Consider the following 24,277-nt stretch of genomic DNA (forward strand, 5'->3'; position numbering starts at 1 on the left):
GATAACGATGCTGATAAAAAAACACCGCCCCCTGGGGCGGTGTTTTTTTATTCACCGGTAGAGACTTCATCCCGCCGCAGCCAGTCGCCGCTTGGGATATGTGTTAAACCTGCGACCGAACGCTGGTAAACATAGAGCCAGGCGCTGCCGTACGGCGTCTGGATCAGCTGGCGCTTATATTCGCCGCCGCTGGTCCGAAGCGCGTCCAGTTCCCCTAACGTTGTCGCATCGATGCGGTAAACTTCACCATATACGGTGCCTTCTCCCGGCACGACGCCGGGATAAAGACCGATATTGTAAAGATCGTAGCCCTCGATCTGATGATCGCCGAGCCACTGCGCGTTAGTCATCCAGTGACTGTTTCCCTGTTTGCGCCGTAAACTGCCATAGACAATTATTCGCATGCTAAAACTCAAACTGATAGAGCAAATCGAGTGCCTGGTCGACGCCGGACACCGCTTCCAAATAGAGTTTAGGCATCAGGCGGTAACGCAAGGTTAGCGTCGCCAGTGAATCAAAGATGCCCACTCCATATTTTACTTGTAGACCCGGCAACACATAGCCGCTGACCTGAACCTGTTGGCTGTCGCCAACGCCAGCGGTGTCGAGCGCAAGATTGCTGACGCCGAAGGTCTCGCCGATTTTACCCACAACCTGCCCACTTTGTGCAACCCCTAAACCAACAAGGGCGGAAGTGAGTGCGTTGCTGTCGCCGTCGGTATCCAGTCCCTGACCGCGTAACAGATAGGATAGCGCTTCCTGCTGGGACATCGCCGGGTCGGAGAAAATTTCCGCTTTCGGCTCGTCCGCCAGCCCGGTTACGCGTAATCCGGCGGTGACATCATCTTCAGTAGCTTCAGGATTGCGGATTGCTTCCAGATTGATATAAGGCTGATCCGGCGGACCGGCGAACTGCAGCTCCCCTTTACGCACCAGCAGGTCCTGGCCGTAGGCGTGGAAGCGGCCGGACGGGATATTGATTTGTCCGTTCAGCCCCAGCCCGCGCTTATCCTGTACCAGCTTCAGATCGCCGTTCAGTTTTGCCTTCAGGCCAAAGGCGCTGAGCCGCACATCGTCGCCCACGTGAATAATCAAATTACTGTTAATGGGAACGGCCGCCGTCTGCGGCGCTACCGGCTGCAGATTTTCATCAAGCAAGACTTCATCCGAGGAGACGCCGGTAGCGCTTTCCGGCACTTCCTGCACCACGATGCGCGCCCAGGGTACATCCACTTTGCCATCCAGCGTAAAGGCGATGGGCGAAGCATCGAAAGTCAGATCGGGCGACACGTCCATGCGCACCATCGGCGGAACGGTTACCCTCACGCGGTCGCCGCGCGCCGCAATATGGGCGCGCCAGTTGTCCAGCTGACTCCAGTCGGCATTACCGTTGAGATTAATCTGGCCATGCGCCGTCTGAATCAGGCCGTCCAGCGTAGAACTCATGCCGTTAAACGCCATCGACAAATTGGCGCTGGTCAAATCGACCGGCATAAAGCTGCCTTCCACATCCACATTGCGCAGCCCCAGCTGGCCATAAACCAGCGGTTTCTGAAGATCGCCGCCCAGACGCAGACTGCTGTTCAACATGCCTGCGATCTGCTCGCCACGCATCAGCGCCGGATTAAGCAGCGCCAGCGAAATGTTGGTAATGTTGATATTGCCTGACAGGTTACGGCGATTTTGCGGATCGCTGATCTGCACCTTGCCGTCAAACTGACCGTTATTGGCGATGCGCAGCAGCCAGTCCAGCTGTGCTTTGCCGTCACGCATCGCGGCGTTAAGGTTCAGCGTATCAAAGGCGATCGGCAGCGCATTGCCTTCCACATCCTGCGTGACCTTAACGCCGTTGCCTTTCAGCGCCACGCGCCCGGTCGGCAGCGAGCCGTCGCTGTGCCAGCTGACATCCGCATCGCCGCTGAACACGCCTGCCAGCTGCGTTTCTTCTGGCAGGAAGGGTTTCAGCATTGCCAGGTCGAAACGGTTTAACTCGACGCGCGCATGGCCGTCCGGCCCGGCCTCTATCGGCTGCGGCACGCAGAGCTGGGCATTCGGGTTGCGCCAGCAGTGCGCACCGATAGTGGCGGTCTGCCGTGCATTCAGATAATCGATAGACATGGCCCGTGTTAGTCGCCACTCGCCAACCGGCGTATCGAAGAAGGTGTTATTCAGCGAGCCTTGCCAGCGCTGCTGCTGCCGATCGAAGCTGCCGTCCAGCGTCAGCTGCCCGGAAACCGGATCCCCGTTAACATTAAGCTTCAACTGATGCTTATGCTCATTGCCGTCCGCATTCAGCGTTAGCTGATTGATAGCCAGCGACGCCTGCTTCAGCCGATCGACGCGCAGCTGAAGCTTGCCTGCGACCTGATCGCTTGATTTAACATCGCCTTCCAGCCGCACGCGGGCGATAGTCAGCTCCTGCCAGCGCAGCGCGGTCGCAGTCAGGTCAGCTAACAGCTGCGGCGCCTGAAGCGTGCCGCGCGCTTTAATGGTGCCTTTCGCCACGCCACCCAGGCCCGGCAGCGCATTATCCAGGTGCGGCGCATCAATATTGGCGTCCAGATTGAGCGCGTCGCCCAGCTCGCCTTTAACATCAAGGTTGTTGCGTCCCAGCACCAGCTTAATGCCCGGAATATTCCACTGGTTGTAGCTGTTGCCGTACAGAGTGCCGTCCGCCGAAACCGCATTCTGTTTCACCTTGCCGCGCAGCTGTAGCTCCGGCACGCGCATCTGCCAGCTACCGCCGTACAGGCTGCCGCGCGTGGTGATTTTGCCATCCAGCGTGGCGGGCCAGTCAGGATATTGCTGGGCCGTGTTGATTCCGGCCAGCGTCAGCTCGCTACGCCAGCTGATCGCCTTGCTCCAGTCCACCAGCCCGCTGAGATCGGCATGGCCTTTCAGCGCTGACAGACGCAGCTTATCCAGGCTGAACTGCTCGACGTTGCCTTTGCCATCCAGCGCCAGATCGGCAGGCGGAATAGACTCACCCTTCAGCGCGGCGCGCAATGACATCACGTAGTCGGTCGCCTTGCCGTTGAAGCTGAAATCAAGGTTGTCCGCCTGATACTGCACCGCGCCGCTCAGCGGCCAACGCAGCTGCGGGCTGGTCAGCTTCAGCTGAAGCGGCAGGCCGACGGTCGCCAGCTCGGTTTGTCCGTTCAGCTGGGCATTTAGCGGGCCGGAGAGATTTAACGCCAGCTGCAGCTGCTCTCGCATCGCGCCGCCGAGCGTCATTTTGATCCTCTCCCCTTTCAGCGGCTCGACGTTCAGCGCGCCGTTCAGGTTGAAATCGACCGGCCAGCTATCGGCAAGCGTCGCCTGACCGCTGGCCTTAATCTGGCCCTGCGGTGAATCAATATCCAGCGTTTGCAGTTGAAGCAGACGATCCTGGGTTTTCGCCTTCAGCAGCAGCTGATTAACCGCCAGCTCGGTATCGCCAGTCAGCCGCAGCTGTTCGCCGACAATCTCCTGAATGTCAATATCCAGCGGCAGACGGAAATCAGGCATCGCCGGCAGCAGCGGCTGATCGAACATCGCCTTCAGCGTCTCGCCCAGCGGCTTCTCCTGCGGCTGCGGCTGCTGAATTTTCGGCTGCACCACCTGCTCATCGGCAACCTGCGCCGCCTTCGGCAGCGCGATAAGCAGCCCCTGAATGCGCGTCGGCGTCAGCGTCAGCGCACGCTCTTGCCAGTGCAGACCGGTGGTGAAATCCATCAGTGAAATGGCGGTGTTATCCATTTTCACATTGATATTGTGCAGGCTGAGATGGCGCAGCGTTACCGGATACGGCGTGCTGAGATCGCCTGACGCGCTCTCCTCTTCCGGCGGCGGCTCACTGGCGGGCGTCATTTTGCTGCTGTCCACCACCACGTTCAGATCTTTCAGCCCAAGATCGTTGACACAGAAGGCGGAGTTTTTCAAACAGCCCAGCTGCACCGCCAGATGAAACTCACCGGCGTTAACCGTTACGCCAGGCATTTCGTACTGCACGTTTTTCAACGTCAGATTACGCCAGCCGCCGTCAACCTGCTGAATAGAGAGACCCGGCACCCAGCGCGTGGCGCCTTTTAACAACAGATGCAGGCCGGGCGTGGTGCCGACCAGAAATAAGACGCTGCCGAGCAGCACCGCTAAAAAAATCAGAATCCCGATCAGGACCTTTTTCCACAGTTTCATAGTTCAGGCCCCAGTCCGATGTAAAACTGCAATCCGTGTTCCTCTTTATCGCCAATGGGCCGCGCCAGATCGAACTTAATCGGCCCCACCGGTGATTGCCAGCGCACGCCGATACCGGCACCGGTTTTGAAATTGCTCTGTTTGATGTCGTTGACCGCTTCGCCGGAATCGACGAACACCGCGCCCCACCATTTGCCGCTAACGTTGTACTGATATTCCAGCGAGCCGGTCGCCAGCTTTGAGGCGCCGGTCAGCTTGCCGTCGTCGTCGCGCGGCGAGATGCCTTTATATTTGTAACCGCGGATGCTGCGGTCGCCGCCAGCAAAGAAACGCAGGTCAGGCGGCACTTTTTCGAAATCGTTGGTTTCGATCCAGCCCAGATTGCCGCGCACGACGAAACGATGCTTATCCGCCAGCGTGCGGATCCAGACGTTTTGCGCCTGCAGCACAAGGAAATCGACATCCGAACCCCAGGTAGTATCGGAAATATCCACAGAGTAGCGTTGAGAGTCGCCCCAGGTCGGCATCAATCCGCCGCGCGAACGGGTGCGGTTAACGCTTACGCCAGGATAGATAAGCATGGTGGTATTGGTGACGTTGGCCTGGGTAAAGTGATCCAGGCTCCAGCGCAGGTTGATGGCTTTTTGCCAGCCGGAACTGTTATCCCAGTAGCGCGACAGCGCCAGCGTGGTGGAATCGGCTTTGGTGTCGTTGAGATCGGTGCGCTTCAGGCCGCCCTGAACCAGGTAGTATTGCTCCAGCGGGCTTTTCAGCAGCGGCACTTTATAGCTGAAGTCGAGCTGCTGCTCCGGCGCGGAGATATTAGCGCTGGTGGTCAGGCTGTGCCCGCGCGAGTTAACCCACGGCTTACGCCAGGTGGTCTTCAGACGCGGCCCGACATCGGTCGAGTAGCCAATACCGGTTTCAATGGTATTTTCCGTGCGCGGCGAGACCACGCCGCTGAGCGGTAATACTTTATCTGCCGTGGTTTTATCGAATTCTGGCGCGACCACCACTGAATTAAACCAGCCGGTGGCCGACAGTCGGCGGTTCAGCTCCGCCAGATCGCGCGAGCTGTAGTAGTCGCCTTTTTTAAACGGCACCAGGTTTTGCAGATACTCTTCACGGATCTGCGAGCCTTCAAACGACACGTCGCCAAAGCGATAGCGTTTGCCGCTGTCATAATCGATATCCCAGAAGGCTTCGCGTCGCGCTACCGAGACGCCCAGCTGGCTCTTTTTGAAATCACTGTCAAAGTAGCCGTTGCGCAGCGCCAGATTGGTGAAACCTTTTTTAAAGCTGTCATAGTCGCCGTGGTTAAGGATGGTGCCGTTTTTCGGCCGCCCCTCTTTAACCCACTGCTGGTATTCCGCATCATCGCGCGCATCGCCGCGCAGAATAATGGTGCTGCCGGCGATTTTAACCGGCTCGCCGGGCGTGACTCGCGCAATCAGTACCGGTCGGCCACCGTTCGCCGGCGCCGGGCGGCTTTCAAAATTAATATCAGGTTCGTAGTAACCCAGCGCGTGCAATCCCTCTTCGATGGCTTTTTTTACGCGCGCGCGAAAACGTCCGTCGGCAGTGACTTCATCGGTAGAAATGGTCGACAGGCTCGCCCTGACGTTTTTCTGTAAATCCCCGTTTAACCCTTCCAGCTGTAGGCGGATATTCGCAGCCTGAGCGCCAGGCGCGGCAATCAGCAAACAGGCCAGGCAATAGACATAATATCGAGGCACGCTGACTCCTGTTAATGTTGCCGAATCCCCCTTTGTTCCTGGGGGCAAATAACATCGCGAACCAACAGGCGCTAATGTCGACGTCGAGTTTGGTTAACAGCATAGCTTTCATCCTGTGGTTCCGGCTACGCTTCCCGCAGGCAAAAAAGCGCCGTTAAGGCAAATTTTGCTGGTATTCTCCAAAAACCCGCGCTGCGTTACAACCAACAATGCTTTTCTGCCACCGCAACGCAGCGGGAAACGCTGTTTTAATCCTTCTCAGGCACCCGCTTATTTATTAAACAATCTGCCGCAGTAACAGCGCTGGCGAGCTGAGCTACGCTACTGCTATAATCCTCAGCAGCCGCTTTGCGGCGTTTGTCATCCCTTTCTGCCCCGACCTGCGTGTCGAACCGGCGCAGACATTTTTGGCACGGATAGCTCAGCATAACCGGAAGGTTACAGTGATGCCGCATCGCGCGCTGCCCAGGCCAAAAATGACAAGTACCCAAAACCAACGGAATCTTTATGTTAGATAGCTTGCTTGTCATACTCGTGTTGATTGCGGTCAGCGCCTTCTTTTCGTTGTCAGAAATATCACTGGCGGCCGCGCGTAAAATTAAACTCAAACTGCTGGCCGACGACGGCAATGTCAACGCGCAGCGCGTGCTGAAAATGCAGGAAACGCCGGGAATGTTCTTTACCGTGGTGCAGATCGGCCTGAACGCGGTCGCCATTCTTGGCGGTATCGTTGGCGACTCTGCCTTCTCTCCCTCTTTTCAGGTGCTGTTCGAAAAAGTGGTTTCGCCGGAACTGGCGGAACAGCTGAGCTTTATCTGTTCCTTCACGCTGGTCACCAGCCTGTTTATTCTGTTTGCCGACCTGACGCCAAAGCGCATTGGCATGATTTCACCGGAAGCTATTGCGCTGCGCATTATTAATCCGATGCGTTTCTGTCTGCTGCTGTTCCGCCCGATGGTGTGGTTCTTTAACGGCATGGCGAATATGATTTTCCGCCTGTTTAAAATACCGATGGTGCGCAAGGACGACATTACCTCCGACGATATTTATGCGGTGGTGGAAGCGGGCGCATTGGCGGGCGTGCTGCGTAAACAGGAACATGAGCTGATTGAAAACGTGTTTGAGCTGGAATCGCGGACGGTGCCCTCCTCCATGACCTCGCGCGAAAATATTATCTGGTTCGATCTGCATGAAGACGAAAGCAGCCTGAAAGAGAAAATCGCGCTGCACCCGCACTCGAAATTCCTGGTTTGTAACGGCGATATCGACCATATCGTCGGCTATGTTGACTCTAAAGAGCTGCTGTTGCGCGTGTTGGGCAACCAGAGCATGGCGCTGAACAGCGGCCTGCAAATTCGCTCGGCGCTGATTGTGCCGGATACCCTGACGCTTTCTGAAGCATTAGAAAGCTTCAAAACCGCCGGAGAAGATTTCGCGGTCATCATGAACGAATATGCACTGGTCGTCGGCATTATCACGCTGAATGATGTGATGACCACGCTGATGGGTGACTTGGTCGGTCAGGGCCTGGAGGAGCAGATTGTCGCCCGTGACGAGAACTCGTGGCTGGTGGAAGGCGGCACGCCGATTGATGACGTTATGCGCGTGCTGGATATTAATGAGTTTCCGCAGTCCGGCAACTATGAAACCATCGGCGGCTTTATGATGTATATGCTGCGCAAAATCCCTAAACGTACCGATTTCGTTAAGTTCGCCGGCTATAAGTTTGAAGTGGTGGATATTGACAGCTATCGCATCGATCAGCTGCTGGTCACGCGTATTGATGAGCGGCCGGCGGTACTGACCATTAATAAAGAAGCGGAAGAATAAAAGAAGAGAACATCCAGAAAGGCGGCTGATTCGGTGCCGCCTGACAGCACAAGGGCGCGTTCATCGCGCCCTGTTTTTTTACTGGTACTCAGCCTGTAGTCGCAGCACCTGGCGGTTTACTTCTGACATCACGCTAAAATGCTGCTTGTCCTTAACGCGCGGAACGAGGATTTTGCCTTTATCAAACTCGAACGCGCCTACATCCTTGATGTAAATCCTTCCTTTAAACAATGTTTTAACATATTTGGCGATCTGGAAGGGATTATAACGTTGGAAAATCTTCATGTTGCTTTCAACTCCTGAAAAATGAATACGCTTCGCCGTTGCCAAAATCGGTACGAGCCCTTGAAGCGCAAAGTGCCGATAAACTATAGAACAACATCCTTTTCCTGTGTTCCTAAAATTAACTTTTTTTACTGATTTGACACATCATTACAGGACACTCTGTTAGTACCGCCACCAGAGACAGTATAAACCTACAGTCTAAGGGAATTTGTGCAGTCTGCCGCAAAGCTGGCAGGTCGATGAGACAGCAGCATAATCGCTGCTTATTATTTCAAAAACATGACCAAGTGGTCCGATCACCTGCAAAAGGAAAAAATAATGACTCGCGCCCCGCTCACCCTTCTGTTTAGCCTGTTGCTGCCTTTAGCCGCCAGCGCCCATGATTTTGTCAACGGACAGCGCGTGGCGCCGGTAGGCATCAGTGATAAAGGAGAACTTATCTATCAACAGGATGATTTCAGCTATCGCTCCTGGAACAGCGCGCAGCTGGCCGGGAAAGTGCGCGTCGTGCAGCACATTGCCGGTCGCTCATCCGCTAAAGAGAAAAATGCCGCGCTGGTCGAGGCGATAAAGCAGGCGCATCTGCCGCAGGACCGTTATCAAACCACCACCATCATCAATACAGACGACGCGATTCTTGGCACCGGCATGTTTGTGCGTAGCAGCATTGAAAGTAATAAAAAGCAGTATCCGTGGTCGCAGTTTATCGTTGACAGTAACGGCGCCGCGAAGAAGGCCTGGCAGCTGGAGGACGGCGGCTCCGCCGTGGCGGTGCTGGATAAAACGGGGCGGGTACGCTTTGCAAAAGATGGCGCGCTCACGCAGGAAGAAGTGCAGCAGGTAATCGCCCTGCTGCACCAGCTGCTTAAATAGCCTCAGAAAATAGAAACGCGGAAGCCGGGATTAAGGAAAGATTCGCGCGGCGCATAGTCCAGCGAGCGCCCTTTCCAGTCGTGAACATGGGCGCCAGCCGCGATAGCCACCGCATGTCCGGCAGCGGTGTCCCAAATATTGGTCGGCCCAAAACGGGGATAGAGCTGCGCTTTCCCTTCCGCAACCAGGCAAAATTTTAGCGAGGAGCCGATGGCAACCGTTTGATGCTCGCCCAGCTGTTTCAGGTATTCTGACAGCTCATCGCCATCCCGATGGGAACGGCTGACCACCACCAGCGGCGGACGCGCATCACGGATTTTAATCTGCGCTTTTTGTCCCGCCTCCTCTTTCCATGCTTTGCCTTCCGCCGCGGAGTACATCACGTCCAGCACCGGCGCATAAACCACGCCCAGCACCGGTTTGCCCTGATCGATTAGCGCAATGTTGACGGTAAATTCGCCATTACGTTTAATAAATTCTTTGGTGCCGTCCAGCGGATCGACCAGCCAGTATTGCTGCCAGTGCTGACGCACTTCCCATGCAGGCGGATCCTCTTCTGAGATAATCGGCAGAGTGGGCGTTAGCTGCTCCAGGCCCTTAACAATGACCTGGTGCGCCGCCAGATCTGCAGCAGTAACGGGCGAGTCGTCAGATTTGTGAGAAACGTCGAGCGGCGCCTCGCCATCGTAAACTTTCATAATGGCGTCGCCCGCTTCGCGCGCCAGCTGGCAAATTTGCTCTAACATTTTTCACCTCTTTATCGATGACCGGAGTAAGCCTGGCGATTACGCCGCAGCCTACGATGATTGATCATGCTGTTTAAGCATAGCAGCTGGCATGCAGGCGTTTTTTCGCCTTTATGCGCCGCCTGTTTATACAGATCGTTTAGTTATCAATAGCATAATTAACACATCGCTGTCATTACCGTTACCGGCACTTCACTTTTAACTCACCGTTCTCTCTTCGTTATTTGCTGTTTGCAGCATTATTTATCTGCTCGCTGTCACAAATTCATGCATTGAAACGTAACGTTTACAGTTTAATTTGAGAAGTTTGCAGGGATTATTTTCAGGAGGAAAAGATGATTAAGGGTACAGCGTTACTGGCTTTTACCACGGTTTCATTACCGCTTTGCGCCGCAACGGTCGATTTTCGCATTATGGAAACTACCGATTTGCACAGCAACATGATGGATTTTGATTACTACAAAGATAAACCCACCGATAAATTCGGCCTGGTGCGCACCGCCACGCTGATCGCCGCTGCGCGAGCGGAAGCAAAAAACAGCGTACTGGTGGATAACGGCGACGTGATTCAGGGCAGCCCGCTTGGCGATTATATGGCGGCAAAAGGGCTGAACAAGGGCGAAACGCATCCGGTTTATCAGGCAATGAATACGCTGAATTACAGCGTCGGCAATTTAGGCAATCATGAGTTCAATTACGGCCTGGATTATCTGGATAAAACGCTGGCGGGCGCGCATTTTCCCTACATCAACGCCAACATTATTGATGTCGCAACCGGTAAGCCGCGCTTTACGCCCTGGCTGATAAAGCCGGAAAAAGTGGTGGGACGGGATGGCAAAACCTACACGCTGAATGTCGGTTATATCGGCTTTGTTCCGCCGCAGATTATGGTTTGGGACAAAGCTAACCTGCAGGGCAAAGTAACGGTTGAGGATATTACCGCAACCGCCCGGCGTTGGGTGCCGGTTATGCGTCAGCAGGGAGCGGATATAGTCGTTGCAGTCGCCCACTCCGGTTTATCCAGCGAGCCTTATCAGGCGCTGGCGGAAAACTCCGTCTGGTATCTCAGCCAGGTGCCAGGTATTGATGCCATTATGTTTGGTCATGCTCATGCGGTGTTCCCCAGCGCCGATTTTGCCGCTATTCCCGGCGCAGATATTGAACGGGGAACCCTGAATGGTATTCCGGCCGTAATGCCAGGTATGTGGGGCGATCATCTCGGCGTGGTGGATTTAACGCTGGATAATGACAGCGGCAAATGGAAAGTCACCCAGGCGCGCGCCGAGGCGCGACCGATTTATGATAAAGCCGCCAAAAAATCGCTGGCACAGGAAGATGCAGCGCTGGTAGCGGTGCTGGCCGATGTGCATCGCGCAACGCGTGATTTTGTGGCAAAACCGATCGGCAAATCTGCGGATGTGATGTACAGCTATTTATCGCTGGTGCAGGACGATCCCACGGTGCAAATTGTGAATAATGCCCAGCGCGCCTGGGTTGAGCATTTTATTCAGGGCGATCCCGATCTCGCCAACCTGCCGGTGCTGTCTGCGGCGGCGCCTTTTAAGGCGGGCGGACGTAAAAACGATCCGGCCAGCTATGTGGAAGTGGAAAAAGGTGACTTAACGTTCCGTAACGCTGCCGATCTTTACCTTTATCCCAATACGTTGGTGGTGATGAAGGTAAATGGCGCGCAGGTTAAGGAGTGGCTGGAGTGTTCCGCCGGTCAGTTTAATCAGATCGATCCGCAGCTGCGGCAACCGCAATCGCTGATTAACTGGAATTACCGCACCTATAATTTCGATGTGATTGATGGCGTAAATTATCAGATCGATGTCACCCAGCCAGCTCGCTACGATGACGAATGCCAGTTAATCCATCCGCAGGCTTCACGCATTAAAAACCTGACCTGGCAGGGTAAACCCGTCGATGCCGATGCGACCTTTCTGATAGCAACCAATAATTACCGCGCCTGGGGCGGCAAATTTGCCGGAACGGGAGAAAAATATATCGCGTTCGCCTCGCCGGATGAGAATCGCGCCATCGTTTCAGCCTGGATTAGCGCCCAAACGCAGGCACAGGGCGAAGTTCATCCGCAGGCGGATAATAACTGGCAGTTGGCGCCCATTAAGAGCAATGTTCAGCTGGATATTCGTTTCGAAACGTCGCCATCGGAAAAAGCAAAAGCCTTTATCGCCGATTACGCACGTTATCCGATGCGCTACATTAATCAGGACGAAACCGGCTTCGCTATTTATCAACTTGACCTGCAAAAATAAGCAACCAAAAGAGCCAGCGGCGGCTGGCTCTTTATTTAACCCTTTTATTAACGCAGCGGATTTTAAAGCAAAGCAATAGAGATAATGTCAGATAATCAGATTTAATTAACTTTCAGACTTAACGGTTTTAAAAAATTCTGCTCAGGTATTTTTTTATTTGTCACTTGCTGCAGCGCACCAAGGCCAAACTGTACGATACCAACGATGCCGTTACCGATATCTTTAATCGCACCGCCAATATCCAGGCCAAGCAGCTTACCGATACCGGTGCCTAACGGCGAACCGACCTCAGTGGCATTGGTTTGAAGACCAAACAGCGCGGTTCCTTTATCAACGAAACCGCCAATCGAACTTCCGATATTAGCGCCGATATTGTTAAAAAAACTAAAACCACCGCCAGCCTGAGCTATTTTCTTTCCGTTTAATTCTCGCATAACAATCCCTCTTTGTACAGGTTGGTTACTTCAACAGGGCCTTAATAATAAGACGAGGCGATTATAGTCAAAATTAATTTAACAAATTAACAGCGATACTGTTAAATTATTGAAAGGTGTAAGTGAGCAAATAAAAATAAGAAAATATTGATATAAATAACCTTTAAACAGAAGATGTTAAGGGCATTTAATAAAAAAGAGCAAACAGATAATAATGTTTGCCCTGTATAATTTATTTAATTATCGAAGCGTAATTAAAGAATTTCTAATAATTCCACTTCAAATACCAGCGTACTGAATGGCGGAATTGACGCACCTGCGCCGCGCTCGCCGTAAGCCAGGTTGTGAGGGATGGTCAGTTCCCATTTAGAACCGACCGGCATCAGCGTCAGCGCTTCAATCCAGCCGGCGATAACGCCGCTTACCGGAAACTCTGCCGGCTCACCGCGCGCCACGGAGCTATCGAAAACGGTGCCGTCAATCAGCTTACCGGTATAGTGAACGCGAACATGATCCTGACGGGACGGGATCGGACCGGTGCCCTGATTGATCACGCGGAACTGAAGCCCAGATTCGGTGCTGTTAACCCCTTCACGCTGGCCATTTTCCTGCAGATAAGTCTGGCCTTCTGCCGCCATCGCCTGCTGGCGCTCACGACGAACGGCATCGGCACGCTCGTGTATTTCGCGCAGCGCGCGATGCACCACGTCAACCGGCACGGCTGGCGCATTCCCTTCCAGCGCATCACGCAGGCCTGCAAGCATTGCTTCCGGCAACAAGCCCTGTAAACCCGATTCCAGTAGCTGCTGCCCTACCTGCAAACCAATACCGTAACTCGCCTGCGCTTCAAGACTGTCAAAAGAAGGGGTGGTCATATTTTATCCTTTCATCATTCGCTCAAAAGAGGACGCAGCATATCAGCCTGCGTTGCAAGGGTAAAATCTGCATTCTCCCGATGACTTTTTGTAATGAAAAGGAAACAATAGCGCTATCGCAATTTTTGTAATCCAGACAGGCACTTTGCGTCTTTTTTGTCCATAATTCATCGTTGGAACAACGGCGACGCGCCCGAAGTGCTGGAGATAATGTTATGCAGAAGGAATCCCGTTCTGGCATCCGATCGTGGCTGACAGGCCTCTGGCACCTGCCAGATCACATCAGCTGGATGAATCCGCTGCCACCAGCTCACCGCCGCGGTATTATTCTGGCGCTCATCGTTATGCTGCTGGCTTTTCTCTGGCCCGTTTCCACCCCGCAGGACAATACGCCTCGTCCCGTGAATCAGGGCGACGGCAAAGAGGTGCCGCTGCAGGCGGAAATTTATGATAACCCGCCCGCGACGCAGCCTACCCAGCCGCAGCCACAGGACAATGCGCAGTGGCGTAGCTATCAGATCGCTTCAGGCCAGACGCTGGCCCAGCTTTTTCGTGATAACAATTTGCCGGTCAATGATGTTTTCGCCATGGCGGACGTCGAGGGCGATGATAAGCCGCTCAGCAGCCTGCATAGCGGTCAGCAGGTAAAAATTCGACAGGATGCGAATGGCGTGGTGACAGGTCTGACGGTGGAAGGCAATAGCGGCCCGGTGCTTTTTACCCGGCAGCAGGATGGATCCTTTCTGCGCGTTCGCTAGCCGATGCATGGCACCAGACCGCTAAACAGCACAAACAAAAACGCCGACCTCAGGTCGGCGTTTTCATATTACTGAAATAACTTATTCAGCAACAACGTTCACGTTCAGCTTAGCAAACACTTCGCTGTGAACCTGGAAGCTCACTTCATGCTCACCAGTGGTACGCAGAACGCCGTTCGGCAGGCGAACTTCGCTCTTCGCCACTTCAACGCCAGCTGCAGTTACAGCGTCAGCGATGTCGCGGGTACCGATAGAACCGAACAGTTTGCCTTCGTCACCCGCTTTAGAAGCGATGGTTACGGTGCCCAGCGCGTTGATTGCTTCAGCGCGAGCGTTGGCTGCTGCCAGAACGTCAGCCAGTTTGGCTTCCAGTTCTGCACGGCGAGTTTCGAAGAACTCAACGTTTTTCTTGGTTGCCGGGACAGCTTTGCCCTGCGGTACCAGGAAGTTACGAGCATAGCCCGCTTTAACGTTAACCTGATCGCCCAGGCCGCCCAGGTTTGCTACTTTATCAAGCAGAATAACTTGCATTACCTTATCCTCTCAAAGTCGATAATTGGACAGTGGCCGATTACTGATGACGATCAGTGTACGGCAGCAAAGACAGGTAGCGCGCGCGCTTGATAGCACGAGCCAGCTGACGCTGGTATTTAGCGCGAGTACCGGTGATACGGCTCGGTACAATCTTACCGCTTTCAGTGATGTAGTTTTTCAGCGTAGCGATATCTTTGTAGTCGATCTCTTGAACGCCTTCCGCGGTGAAACGGCAGAACTTGCGACGACGGAAATAACGTGCCATTTGGCTAGTCTCCAGAATCTATCAATTCAATCTGCTCGGCATGCAGCACTATTTTGCTCAGTCCATTGCGCCCTTGGTGGCTACAAATGAAACCTTCAACGCTAAGCTGCGTGCCGACCGTTATATGTTGAGTAACCGCCTGATGCGCTTTGCCGCTAATAATGACGGGCATACGACACCAGGCTTGCCGGAAGAATCCGGCCTCTTCCTGCTGCGAGCGATGCTCAAGCACCAGCTGGCAGTGCGGAATCCCTGACGGACTTACTTTTTGCAGCGGCATCCGACACACAGTGCCCGATAAGCGCAGCCGGTTCGCCGTCACGGTCGATTACTCTTCAGAATCCCCGGCATCTGCATCGTCAGAGGTTTCGTTAGCGAAATCTTCACGACGCTCACGGCGCTCGTCTTTCGCTTTAACCATCGGAGATGCTTCGGTTACAGCGTTTTTAGTACGCATAACCATGCTGCGGATAACGGCGTCGTTGAAGCGGAAGTTAGTTTCCAGCTCATCGATCACTTCCTGCGGTGCTTCAACGTTCATCAGAACGTAATGCGCTTTGTGCAGTTTGTTGATCGGGTAAGCCAGCTGACGGCGACCCCAGTCTTCCAGACGGTGGATCTTACCTTCTGCACCAGTGATGGCACCAGTGTAGCGTTCGATCATGCCCGGAACCTGTTCGCTCTGGTCAGGATGAACCATAAAGACGATTTCGTAATGACGCATCGAATTTGCTCCTTACGGATTATTCAGCCTCCTGTCAGGGTCAGCCGTGGCCCATGGAAGCAAGGAACGTTTTAGTGTACGGCTGAAAAATTGACGCGTAATCATACTGGCGCACGAGGGGAAACTCAAGCGGGAATCACGGAAAAAGCGCGAAAGTCTGGGGCGTAAACCGGTAGACACCTCAGCCTTGCGCGCATAGTTTGAACGATCAAAGAGATACGAAAAAATCCGTCAGCGCACGGAGCGCCTGCGGCGTGATTTTATGGCTGACGTCGGGCTCGGTCAGCCAGGTGAGTTGCCGATCAAGCTGCGCATCGCTCAGCGCCTGGACCAGCCGCCGGGTTTCCGCTACGGGAACCACCTCGTCCGCCTCGCCGTGCCAGAGCAGCAGCGGACGATCCGCCAGGCGGCTGAGCTGACGGCTGGGATCGTATTCCGCCAGCGGCGCCAGGCTGCGGGCCAGCGCCTGTTGTTCAGCGGGCGTCTGCGCCTGGAAGGGAGGAAACAGCGTATGGCTCAGCGACATAAAATAGCCCGATCCCATCAGACAGCCGACGCGAGCAAGCTGTGGATAGCGCGCCATCGCGCCTAAAGCAGTCATGCCGCCCATGGATGCGCCCGCCGCGCCGAAACGCTCGCCGTCGATCAGTCCACGCGCCCGCAGCGCCGTTTCCAGCTGTGGCAGCTCATCAATATTGCGGCGCAAGATATCCCAGAAATGGGCCAGCCGGTAGGCGCTGTCGCCGCGATAGCGCGAGCCGTGTTCATCGGCATCCGGCATAATGACGCGCAGGCCCGCCTGCGCCAGCCCAACGGCCGCCCAGGCGTAAACTTCTTTAGAGGAAAGATAGCCATGCCAGAACAGGACGGTGGGCAGGGCCGCCTCCTGATGCCCCGCTGGCGCGGCATGCAGGCATTCGATACCACCAAACAATTCCGTATTAATTTCAATGCTTGTCGCCGTTCTCTTTTCCTGAGCCATCGCCCTTGTTTCCTGTTCGCGCTGTTGAAAAAATAGCCTTTTATTATAGGGCATTGCTGAACCGCTCTCCCAACCAGGAAAAAAACTTCCTTTTCCTTACAGAATCTGGGGTAAAAATTCACCATTTTTGGCCGTTTAACGAGATCCCATAATACGACTAAAAGGTAAAAGGACTCATGAAGCGTCTCTCATTCAGCCGCGCGAGTTTAGGGGTCAAGCTCTCGGTTATGACCTCATTGAGCGTGGCCGTGCTGTTTTTCGCCCTCACGCTCGCACTCAGCAATAATGCAGCAAAACAGCTGGAAGCATTAACGCTGGAAAATATGCAGAATCAGGTGGCTGGCATTGGTGATATGGCCGGCATGTTTAATGCCACCCTTAGCGAAGAAGTCACTAACTATACCAGGCTGTTTGAAAGCTTCCTGCCGAAGAACTTTAGCCGTGATGAAAGCGCACGTATTACGGTGGGCAATTTTTCTACGCCAACGTTACGCGCCGGATTAAAAACGCTGAACCTCGACGAAACGGTCGTTGACGATTTTCTGGAACGTACCGGCGCCATTTCGACCATCTTCGTGCGCGACGGCGACAATTTTATTCGGGTCTCCACCTCGCTGCGTAAAGAAGACGGCGCACGCGCGATGGGCACCCAGCTCGATCGTCAAAGCGCCGCTTTTGCACAGGTCAGTAAAGGTGAAGCTTATCGCGGCCTGGCCGCGCTGTTTGGCAAACGCTATATCACGCAGTATCAGCCGGTAAAAGATGCCAGCGGTACGGTGATCGGTATTCTGTTCGTCGGCGTGGAAATCGGGAAACAGGTCACCTTGATGCGTGACAAAGTGCTGAATAAATCTTTCAGCGATACCGGTCATTTTATGGTGATGAGCGGCGCGGCGGATAAAACGCGCGGCAGCTGGCTTTTCCATCGGCAGGAAGAAGGTAAAATGGCGCGCTGGTCCTCTGAGGTTATGCAACAGCTGACATCGCAGGAGAGCGGCACGCTGGAAACCATTCAGGATGGCGAGCCGCATATTCTTGCCTGGCAGCGTCTGCCCGGCTGGAACTGGATTATTCTTGGCAATGTTGATAAAGACAGCCTGCTGGCGCCGATTACTTCGGCACGCAACACTTTCCTGCTGCTCGGCCTGGGACTGGTGATCCTGTTTGCGCTGGGCTTTGTGGTGATTACCCGCCGTTGGGTCAGCGTTCCGCTGAAGCAGGTTATTCATCTGGCAGAACAGTATGCGGACGGCAACCTGCAGGCAACGCTACAAACCACGCGTAAAGATGAGGTGGGCCAGTTGATTACGGCGATCAACGGGATCGGCGATGGGCTGGCGCGCATTGTTTCTCAGGTTCGCGCCGCCGCGCAGGATATTAGTCAGGGTACCGACGCCATCGCCGTAAGCAGCGAAAATATCAGCGAGCAGATCACCCGCCAGGCCAGCAGCGTGGAAGAGACTTCCGCCAGTATGGAGCAGCTCGGCGCGACGGTGGAGCAGAATGCGGAAAACGTGGCGCAGGCTCTGCAACTGGTTGCGGAAGCCGCCAGCGCCGTTCAGCACGGCGGCGAAACGGTCGCGCATTCGGTCAGCACCATGTCAGCGATTAAAGTCTCCTCGCAAAGCATTGCCGATATTACCCATGTTATTGAATCTATTGCCTTCCAGACCAATATTCTGGCGCTTAACGCCGCAGTAGAAGCCGCACGCGCCGGTGAACATGGTAAAGGGTTTGCAGTGGTGGCAGCGGAAGTTCGCGCCCTGGCGCAGCGCAGCGCGCAGGCGGCCAAGGAGATTGACTCCCTGATTGCGAACTCCATCAGCAGCGTCAATAAGGGCCATACGCTTTCCGAGCAAACGCGCAGCGCCATGGAAAATATCGTTTCGCGTATTGAACAGGTGAAAGCGCTGATGGGCGAAATTAACGTGGCCTCGCAAGAGCAATCCGCCGGGATTGGCCAGGTGAATATCGCCATGACGCAGATCGGTCAGGCGACGCACCAAAATACCGATCTGGTCGCACAATCGGAAGAGACCGCGCACGAGCTGAGTAAGAAAGGGCACCACCTGACTGAACTGGTCAGTGTTTTTACGCTGAAAGGCTAACGGAATAGCTGGGATCGCATACACTTTAGCGATCCCAGCTATGAGGAGTTTACTATGCGTTATCTGCCGTTGCTGCTGTTAACCCTGACGTTAAGCGCTTGCAGTACGCTGCGTCAGACGCCCGAAGCGCCGCCGCCTCCTACTCAACAGGCGCAGGAAATTAGCCGCGGGCAAACCACAAACCTGACGCGCCTGGGCAGTATTACCAGCACCACGCGCGGTTCACCGGATGATGCGCAGCGTGAGATTGCGAAAAAGGCTAATCAGTCAGGCGCAACTTACTATCACATTGTCGCGCTCAGTGAGACGGTGATGCCGGGAATGTGGTACGCCTCAGCGGTACTGTATGGGCCAGCCACGGGCAATACGCAGCAGTAAGTCTTTGCCAACGGCGTCCGGCTATCCGCCGCTGGCGCGCAGCAGCAATCGTTCGGTGACCGTATCGCTGAGCAGCGAAGCGCCGCGCGTATCCAGATGCTGACGGCACCAGGCGTCAGCCAGCGGCGGTTCCAGCGAGGTTAAGAGTTGCTGGCCGGTCGCCAGTAGCATTAGCTGACGAGTTAACTCACGCGCCTGCGCTTCCTGCGGCCTGCGCAGACGCAGCTTCAGCTGACGCCAGCGGCTATCGAAATGGCGGTTCAACCCCTTTACCGCCTCAAACTGGGCAGCCAGCATCTCGACGACCGCTGGCTGCTTTCTTAATACCCGCAGGACATCCAGACACATTACGTTGCCTGCCCCCTCCCAGATGCTGTTGACCGGTGCCTCCCGATAGAGACGCGGCAGTTCGCTCTCCTCGCAGTAGCCTATGCCGCCCAGGATCTCCATTGACTGAGCGATAAACGCCGGCGCGTCTTTACAGACGGCGAATTTGGCGGCGGGCGTAAACAGCCGGGCATAAGCGCGCTGCACTTCATCCTCAGGCAGCGACCAGGCGTGCGCGATACGCATCAGCAGCGCCGTTTGCCCTTCCAGCTGGAGCGCCTGCTGGCATAGCACCTGTCGCATTAGCGGCTGTTCCACCAGCGTCTTGCCCATCACCTGACGCTGATGAGCATGATAAAGCGCGACTGAAAAAGCGCGACGCATCAGGCTGTGGCTGCCCAGCGTGCAGTCAAAACGGGTGTAGCCGCCCATTTTTAAAATTTGCCGTACACCTTCACCCTCCTCGCCCAACAGCCAGCCAATCGCACCGTCAAACTCCACTTCGCTGCTGGCATTGGAACGATTGCCCAGCTTCTCCTTCAGTCGTTCAATGCGCACGGCGTTACGCGTACCGTCCGGCAACAAACGCGGCAGGAAAAAACAGCTGATGCCGCCGGGTGCCTGAGCCAGCACCAGATGCGCATCGCTCTGCGGCACCGAGAAGAACCATTTGTGTCCGGTGAGCCGATAAGCTTCCCCGCTGCCGCGGGCCGCCAGCGGCTCGGCGCGCGTGGTATTGCTGAGAACATCAGTGCCGCCCTGTTTTTCCGTCATGCCCATGCCGATCAGCAGGCCGCGCTTTTGCGGCGCGGGCTGTAAATGCGCATCGTAGCGATCGGCAAGCAGCGGCGGCAGCCAGTCGGCAAACAGCGACGGCAGGCTCGCCTGCAACAGCGGCGTGGCGCCAAACGTCATGGTAATCGGACAGAGCGTGCCGGACTCGACCTGTCCGTGCAGCATAAAACGCGCGGCGCGGGCGACGAATGCGCCAGAACGCGCATCAGGCTGCCAGGGCAGATTATGTACGCGATTGGCGCACAGTCCCTGCATCAGCAGATGCCAGGCGGGATGGAAACGGAGGTCGTCCAGCCGTTCGCCGCGCGCGTCATAGCGCAGCAGCTCCGGCGGGAAAGCGTTCGCCAGCCTGCCCAGCTCCAGTGATTCGCTGCTACCAAGCTGCTGGCCAACCGATGCCAACAGTTCCAGATCCCATTCCGCGCCAAAGCGCACCACGGCTTCACGCAGCGGCGTATCGGAGAGGAACAGATTGCTGTTGTTGAGAGGACGGGGCTGATTAAAACGGTATGAGTGAAAGGCATAACCGTGGATCTCCGCACGGAAGCCGCTTCGCTGCCTGACGGGCTTCTGAATCATTGATGATTTTATTATGCAGAAAGCCGCAAAAGATGCCTGTAACGGAGGGAGTTTTCGGGGCGCGGGTCACGCCCCGAACGGTTAACCGCGACGCTGACGCACCGCTTCGAACAAACAAATGCCGGTAGCAACAGATACGTTCAGCGACGAGACGCTGCCCGCCATCGGCAGTTTAATCAGATCATCGCAATGCTCGCGCGTCAGGCGACGCATCCCTTCGCCTTCGGCCCCCATCACCAGCGCCAGTGGACCGGTCAGCTTGCTTTCCCAGATTTCATGGGTCGCTTCGCCTGCGGTGCCGACAATCCAGACGTGGTATTCCTGCAGCAGACGCATGGTACGCGCCAGGTTGGTGACGCGAATCAACGGCACGCTTTCCGCCGCGCCACAGGCAACTTTCTTCGCCGTCGCGTTCAGCTGCGCCGAGCGATCTTTCGGCACGATAACTGCGTGAACGCCAGCGGCGTCCGCGCTGCGCAGGCAGGCGCCGAGGTTATGGGGATCGGTAACGCCATCGAGAATCAGCAGCAGCGGCGATTCAATAGACGCCAGCAGGTCAGGCAGATCGCCTTCCTGATAATGACGTCCCGGTTTTACCTGCGCCACGATGCCCTGATGCACTGCGCCTTCAACTTTGCTGTCGAGCCACTGGCGCGTAGCGACTTGAATCACCACGCCCTGCGCTTCCAGCGCAGTAATCAACGGCTGCAAACGACGATCGTCGCGGCCTTTCAGGATCCAGACCTGCTGGAAACGTTGCGGATCGCGCTCTAACAGCGCCTGTACGGCGTGAATGCCGAAAATTACTTCACTCATGTTTTATCCGATGCTGGTTACGGGCGGCCCAGCCGCCCTCTGGCCTGCGGAGCGGCAGGGTTCGCCTGCTACCGCCTATGCCTCTTTTTTCTTCGACGCGCGCTTCGCTTTGGTTGCGGCGGCGATTTTACGCGTTTTTTCCGACGGTTTTTTCGCTTTTTTCTCGCCTTTCGGCGCAGCGTCTTTTTTCTTGCCGCGGAAGGCTGAATCCGGCTCAAAGTTCACGTTTTTACGCATTTCACGGCGGCGCTTGTTGTGGCTGCCGGCTGCGCCTTTTTTCGCTTTCTCGCGGGCGGTTTTTCCTTCACCACGCGGGCTGCGCTGGCTGGAAATCAGCGCGAAATCGATCTTGCGCTCATCCATATGTACCGCTTCTACGCGCACCTCGACGGTATCGCCGAGACGATAGGTGCGTCCGCCAGATTCGCCGATCAGGCGCTGGCCAACCGCATCGAAACGGTAATAGTCATTATCCAGCGAGGAGACATGCACCAGTCCGTCGATAAACAGATCGTTCAGACGGACAAAGAAGCCAAAGCCGGTCACGCTGGCAATCACGCCGGTAAAGGTATTGCCGACCTGATCCTGCATAAAGTCACATTTCAGCCAGTCGGCAACGTCGCGCGTCGCTTCATCGGCACGGCGCTCGGTCAGGGAACAGTGCAGGCCCAACTGCAGCATCTGCTGCATTTCATAGTGATAGCCACCAGTCGGCGTGCTGTTGCCTACCAGCGTGCCCTGCTGTTGCGCCAGCAGATATTTAATCGCCCGGTGCAGCAGCAGATCGGGATAACGGCGAATCGGCGAAGTGAAGTGCGCGTAGGACGCCAGCGCCAGGCCAAAGTGGCCACGGTTTTCCGGGTCGTAAACCGCCTGCTTCATCGAGCGCAGCAGCATGGTTTGCAGCATTTCGTGATCGGGACGATCGGCGATGGTTTCCAGCAACTCGGCATAGTCCAGCGGCTGCGGCTTGCTGCCGCCCGGCAGCGACAGCCCCAACTCCGCCAGTACGGAGCGGAAGCTCTTAATGCTCTCATCGCTGGGACGATCGTGATCGCGGAACAGCGCCGGTTCCTGGTATTTCTCCACAAAACGCGCTGAGGCGATGTTCGCAAGAATCATGCACTCTTCAATCAGCTTGTGCGCATCGTTACGTACGGTGCGCTCCACGCGCTCAATGCGACGCTCGGCGTTGAAGATAAACTTCGCTTCTTCCGTCTCGAAAGAGATACCGCCGCGCTGCTCGCGCGCTTTTTCCAGCACCTGGTACATCCGGTGCAGTTCTTCGAGATCGTTCACCAGCGGCGCATACTGTTCGCGTAGCTCCGGGTTGCCCTGCAAAATTGACCAGACCTTGGTGTAGGTCAGACGCGCATGGGAATTCATGACCGCTTCGTAGTGCTTATAGCCGGTCAGCTTACCGGTAGCGGAGATGGTCATTTCACAAACCATACACAGGCGATCGACCTGCGGGTTCAGCGAGCAGAGGCCGTTAGACAGCACTTCCGGCAGCATCGGCACGACCTGCGACGGGAAATAGACCGAGGTGCCACGGTTATGCGCTTCATTGTCCAGCGGCGTGCCGGGACGCACGTAATAACTGACATCGGCAATGGCTACCCACAGGCGCCAGCCACCGCCGCGTTTTTTCTGACAGTAAACGGCATCGTCAAAGTCGCGCGCATCTTCGCCGTCGATGGTGACCAGCGGCAGCTGACGTAAATCAACGCGGCCCTGTTTCGCCTCTTCCGGCACTTCTTCACGCAGTTTGGCAACCTGCTCTTCCACTTCGGCAGGCCATACGTGTGGGATTTCATGGGTGCGCAGCGCCATATCTACCGCCATGCCGGTGCCCATATTGTCGCCCAGCACTTCGATAATCTTACCGATTGCTTTGGTGCGGCGCGTCGGACGCTGTACCAGCTCCACGACCACTACAAATCCCATGCGCGCGTTCATAATATCTTCAGGCGGGATCAGAATGTCGAAGCTCAGACGGCTATCGTCCGGCACTACAAAGCCAACGCCAGCTTCGGTGAAATAGCGGCCGACAATCTGGCTGTTGCGCGGCTCCAGCACGCGCACCACGCGCCCTTCGCGGCGACCTTTGCGATCGGCGCCCAGCGGCTGTGCAAGGATGACATCGCCGTGCATGCAGAACTTCATCTGTTCGGCGGAGAGATAGAGGTCATCTTTCTGGCCTTCCACGCGCAGGAAGCCATAGCCGTCGCGGTGACCAATCACTTTACCGCGCAGCAGATCGAGACGTTCCGGCAGGACATAGCATTGACGGCGGGTAAATACCAGCTGGCCGTCGCGCTCCATGGCGCGCAGACGACGACGCAGCGCTTCCAGCTGCTCTTCACCGCTAATATTCATTTCAGCAGCCAGCTCTTCACGGCTGGCCGGTTTTTCGCGTTTTTCTAAATGGGCGAGAATAAACTCACGACTGGGAATAGGGTTTTCGTATTTTTCAGCTTCTCTTTCCTGAAAAGGGTCTTTTGACATAGCGGTTCCTCCGTTTGTCAGCCGCCGGTCAGCAGGGGACAGGTAGTCCAGGCTCAGGCAGCAAAATTTTATAAAGCGGATGGTTATCTTTCACCAGATCGGCCAACGTATAGTTGTCCAGTTCACGCAAAAATTGTTCAGTCGCGGCATTCAATGCCTGACGTAAGCGGCAGGCAGGCGTAATTGCGCAAACATCGCAATTCACCAGCTGTAGCGGTTCCATTTGACGCACCACATGCCCAACAATAATTTCTGAGGCAGGCTTTCCAAGG

The 24,277-nt window shown here is 55.5% G+C and carries 22 protein-coding genes; 6 read left to right on the forward strand and 16 right to left on the reverse strand.

Annotation, left to right across the window (positions count from 1 at the left end):
- Nucleotides 1-47: 47 nt before the first annotated feature.
- The 3 genes from P3C52_RS12885 to P3C52_RS12895 are packed head-to-tail and all read right to left on the reverse strand — an operon-like array spanning nucleotide 48 to nucleotide 5,912.
- The gene (locus tag P3C52_RS12885; RefSeq protein WP_275555391.1) at nucleotides 48-404 is read right to left on the reverse strand and encodes a gamma-glutamylcyclotransferase; all 357 of its coding nucleotides are present in this window, start codon (nucleotides 402-404) and stop codon (nucleotides 48-50) included.
- Nucleotide 405: 1 nt separating this feature from the next.
- Nucleotides 406-4,176 carry a translocation/assembly module TamB domain-containing protein gene (locus P3C52_RS12890; RefSeq protein ID WP_275555392.1) on the reverse strand — a complete coding sequence of 1,257 codons (3,771 nt, stop codon included), beginning with the start codon at nucleotides 4,174-4,176 and terminating at the stop codon, nucleotides 406-408.
- Nucleotides 4,173-5,912, reverse strand: a complete 1,740-nt coding sequence (locus tag P3C52_RS12895; protein WP_275555393.1) for an autotransporter assembly complex family protein — start codon at nucleotides 5,910-5,912, stop codon at nucleotides 4,173-4,175. Before P3C52_RS12895 ends, P3C52_RS12890 begins: the two co-directional genes overlap by 4 nt.
- Nucleotides 5,913-6,419: 507 nt before the next feature.
- On the opposite strand from P3C52_RS12895, the gene P3C52_RS12900 reads away from it, so the two are divergent.
- Nucleotides 6,420-7,742 (forward strand): hemolysin family protein, encoded by a 1,323-nt coding sequence (locus P3C52_RS12900; protein ID WP_275555394.1) that lies wholly within the window; start codon nucleotides 6,420-6,422, stop codon nucleotides 7,740-7,742.
- Nucleotides 7,743-7,820: 78 nt separating this feature from the next.
- On the opposite strand, the gene P3C52_RS12905 is transcribed toward P3C52_RS12900, so the two are convergent.
- Nucleotides 7,821-8,027, reverse strand: coding sequence for a DUF1107 domain-containing protein (locus tag P3C52_RS12905; RefSeq protein ID WP_085069893.1), 207 nt, complete (start codon nucleotides 8,025-8,027; stop codon nucleotides 7,821-7,823).
- Nucleotides 8,028-8,345: 318 nt separating this feature from the next.
- Here P3C52_RS12905 and P3C52_RS12910 point away from each other — a divergent pair, with 318 nt between their 5' ends.
- Nucleotides 8,346-8,900, forward strand: coding sequence for a YtfJ family protein (locus P3C52_RS12910; RefSeq protein ID WP_275555395.1), 555 nt, complete (start codon nucleotides 8,346-8,348; stop codon nucleotides 8,898-8,900).
- A 2-nt stretch (nucleotides 8,901-8,902) separates the two neighbouring features.
- Here the strand turns inward: P3C52_RS12910 and cysQ are convergent, their stop codons facing one another.
- Nucleotides 8,903-9,646, reverse strand: coding sequence for a 3'(2'),5'-bisphosphate nucleotidase CysQ (cysQ, locus tag P3C52_RS12915; protein WP_275555396.1), 744 nt, complete (start codon nucleotides 9,644-9,646; stop codon nucleotides 8,903-8,905).
- Between the two features lie 335 nt (nucleotides 9,647-9,981).
- Between cysQ and P3C52_RS12920 the strand changes: the two genes are divergently transcribed.
- Nucleotides 9,982-11,922 (forward strand): bifunctional 2',3'-cyclic-nucleotide 2'-phosphodiesterase/3'-nucleotidase, encoded by a 1,941-nt coding sequence (locus P3C52_RS12920; RefSeq protein ID WP_275555397.1) that lies wholly within the window; start codon nucleotides 9,982-9,984, stop codon nucleotides 11,920-11,922.
- 101 nt (nucleotides 11,923-12,023) lie between these two features.
- On the opposite strand, the gene P3C52_RS12925 is transcribed toward P3C52_RS12920, so the two are convergent.
- Nucleotides 12,024-12,356 carry a hypothetical protein gene (locus P3C52_RS12925; RefSeq protein ID WP_275555398.1) on the reverse strand — a complete coding sequence of 111 codons (333 nt, stop codon included), beginning with the start codon at nucleotides 12,354-12,356 and terminating at the stop codon, nucleotides 12,024-12,026.
- A gap of 254 nt (nucleotides 12,357-12,610) precedes the next feature.
- Nucleotides 12,611-13,231 carry an FKBP-type peptidyl-prolyl cis-trans isomerase gene (fklB, locus tag P3C52_RS12930; protein ID WP_275555399.1) on the reverse strand — a complete coding sequence of 207 codons (621 nt, stop codon included), beginning with the start codon at nucleotides 13,229-13,231 and terminating at the stop codon, nucleotides 12,611-12,613.
- Between the two features lie 215 nt (nucleotides 13,232-13,446).
- On the opposite strand from fklB, the gene P3C52_RS12935 reads away from it, so the two are divergent.
- Nucleotides 13,447-13,989 (forward strand): LysM-like peptidoglycan-binding domain-containing protein, encoded by a 543-nt coding sequence (locus P3C52_RS12935; RefSeq protein WP_275555400.1) that lies wholly within the window; start codon nucleotides 13,447-13,449, stop codon nucleotides 13,987-13,989.
- 81 nt (nucleotides 13,990-14,070) lie between these two features.
- Here the strand turns inward: P3C52_RS12935 and rplI are convergent, their stop codons facing one another.
- The 5 genes from rplI to yjfP all read right to left on the reverse strand — a co-directional run bounded on the left by rplI (nucleotide 14,071) and on the right by yjfP (nucleotide 16,494).
- Nucleotides 14,071-14,520, reverse strand: a complete 450-nt coding sequence (gene rplI / locus P3C52_RS12940; protein ID WP_275555401.1) for a 50S ribosomal protein L9 — start codon at nucleotides 14,518-14,520, stop codon at nucleotides 14,071-14,073.
- Nucleotides 14,521-14,560: 40 nt separating this feature from the next.
- On the reverse strand, nucleotides 14,561-14,788 hold the full coding sequence (gene rpsR, locus P3C52_RS12945; RefSeq protein WP_000135199.1) for a 30S ribosomal protein S18: 228 nt from the start codon (nucleotides 14,786-14,788) through the stop codon (nucleotides 14,561-14,563).
- 4 nt (nucleotides 14,789-14,792) lie between these two features.
- On the reverse strand, nucleotides 14,793-15,110 hold the full coding sequence (priB, locus tag P3C52_RS12950) for a primosomal replication protein N (RefSeq protein WP_275555402.1): 318 nt from the start codon (nucleotides 15,108-15,110) through the stop codon (nucleotides 14,793-14,795).
- Between the two features lie 6 nt (nucleotides 15,111-15,116).
- On the reverse strand, nucleotides 15,117-15,512 hold the full coding sequence (gene rpsF, locus P3C52_RS12955; RefSeq protein ID WP_038623908.1) for a 30S ribosomal protein S6: 396 nt from the start codon (nucleotides 15,510-15,512) through the stop codon (nucleotides 15,117-15,119).
- 208 nt (nucleotides 15,513-15,720) lie between these two features.
- Nucleotides 15,721-16,494, reverse strand: a complete 774-nt coding sequence (yjfP, locus tag P3C52_RS12960) for an esterase (protein ID WP_275555403.1) — start codon at nucleotides 16,492-16,494, stop codon at nucleotides 15,721-15,723.
- A 176-nt stretch (nucleotides 16,495-16,670) separates the two neighbouring features.
- Between yjfP and P3C52_RS12965 the strand changes: the two genes are divergently transcribed.
- Nucleotides 16,671-18,602 (forward strand): methyl-accepting chemotaxis protein, encoded by a 1,932-nt coding sequence (locus tag P3C52_RS12965; RefSeq protein ID WP_275555404.1) that lies wholly within the window; start codon nucleotides 16,671-16,673, stop codon nucleotides 18,600-18,602.
- A 54-nt stretch (nucleotides 18,603-18,656) separates the two neighbouring features.
- Nucleotides 18,657-18,980, forward strand: coding sequence for a biofilm peroxide resistance protein BsmA (gene bsmA, locus P3C52_RS12970; RefSeq protein ID WP_275555405.1), 324 nt, complete (start codon nucleotides 18,657-18,659; stop codon nucleotides 18,978-18,980).
- A gap of 21 nt (nucleotides 18,981-19,001) precedes the next feature.
- On the opposite strand, the gene P3C52_RS12975 is transcribed toward bsmA, so the two are convergent.
- The 4 genes from P3C52_RS12975 to P3C52_RS12990 all read right to left on the reverse strand — a co-directional run.
- Nucleotides 19,002-20,636, reverse strand: a complete 1,635-nt coding sequence (locus P3C52_RS12975) for an isovaleryl-CoA dehydrogenase (protein WP_275555413.1) — start codon at nucleotides 20,634-20,636, stop codon at nucleotides 19,002-19,004.
- Between the two features lie 126 nt (nucleotides 20,637-20,762).
- Complete coding sequence (rlmB, locus tag P3C52_RS12980; protein WP_275555406.1) at nucleotides 20,763-21,497, reverse strand: 23S rRNA (guanosine(2251)-2'-O)-methyltransferase RlmB; 735 nt, start codon at nucleotides 21,495-21,497, stop codon at nucleotides 20,763-20,765.
- A 75-nt stretch (nucleotides 21,498-21,572) separates the two neighbouring features.
- Nucleotides 21,573-24,005, reverse strand: a complete 2,433-nt coding sequence (gene rnr, locus P3C52_RS12985; RefSeq protein WP_275555407.1) for a ribonuclease R — start codon at nucleotides 24,003-24,005, stop codon at nucleotides 21,573-21,575.
- Between the two features lie 28 nt (nucleotides 24,006-24,033).
- Nucleotides 24,034-24,277 (reverse strand): Rrf2 family transcriptional regulator (locus tag P3C52_RS12990; RefSeq protein WP_275555408.1); only part of this gene is annotated, 244 nt, incomplete at its 5' end.

It is taken from the genome of Mixta sp. Marseille-Q2659, assembly GCF_940807255.1.
Classification (GTDB): domain Bacteria; phylum Pseudomonadota; class Gammaproteobacteria; order Enterobacterales; family Enterobacteriaceae; genus Mixta.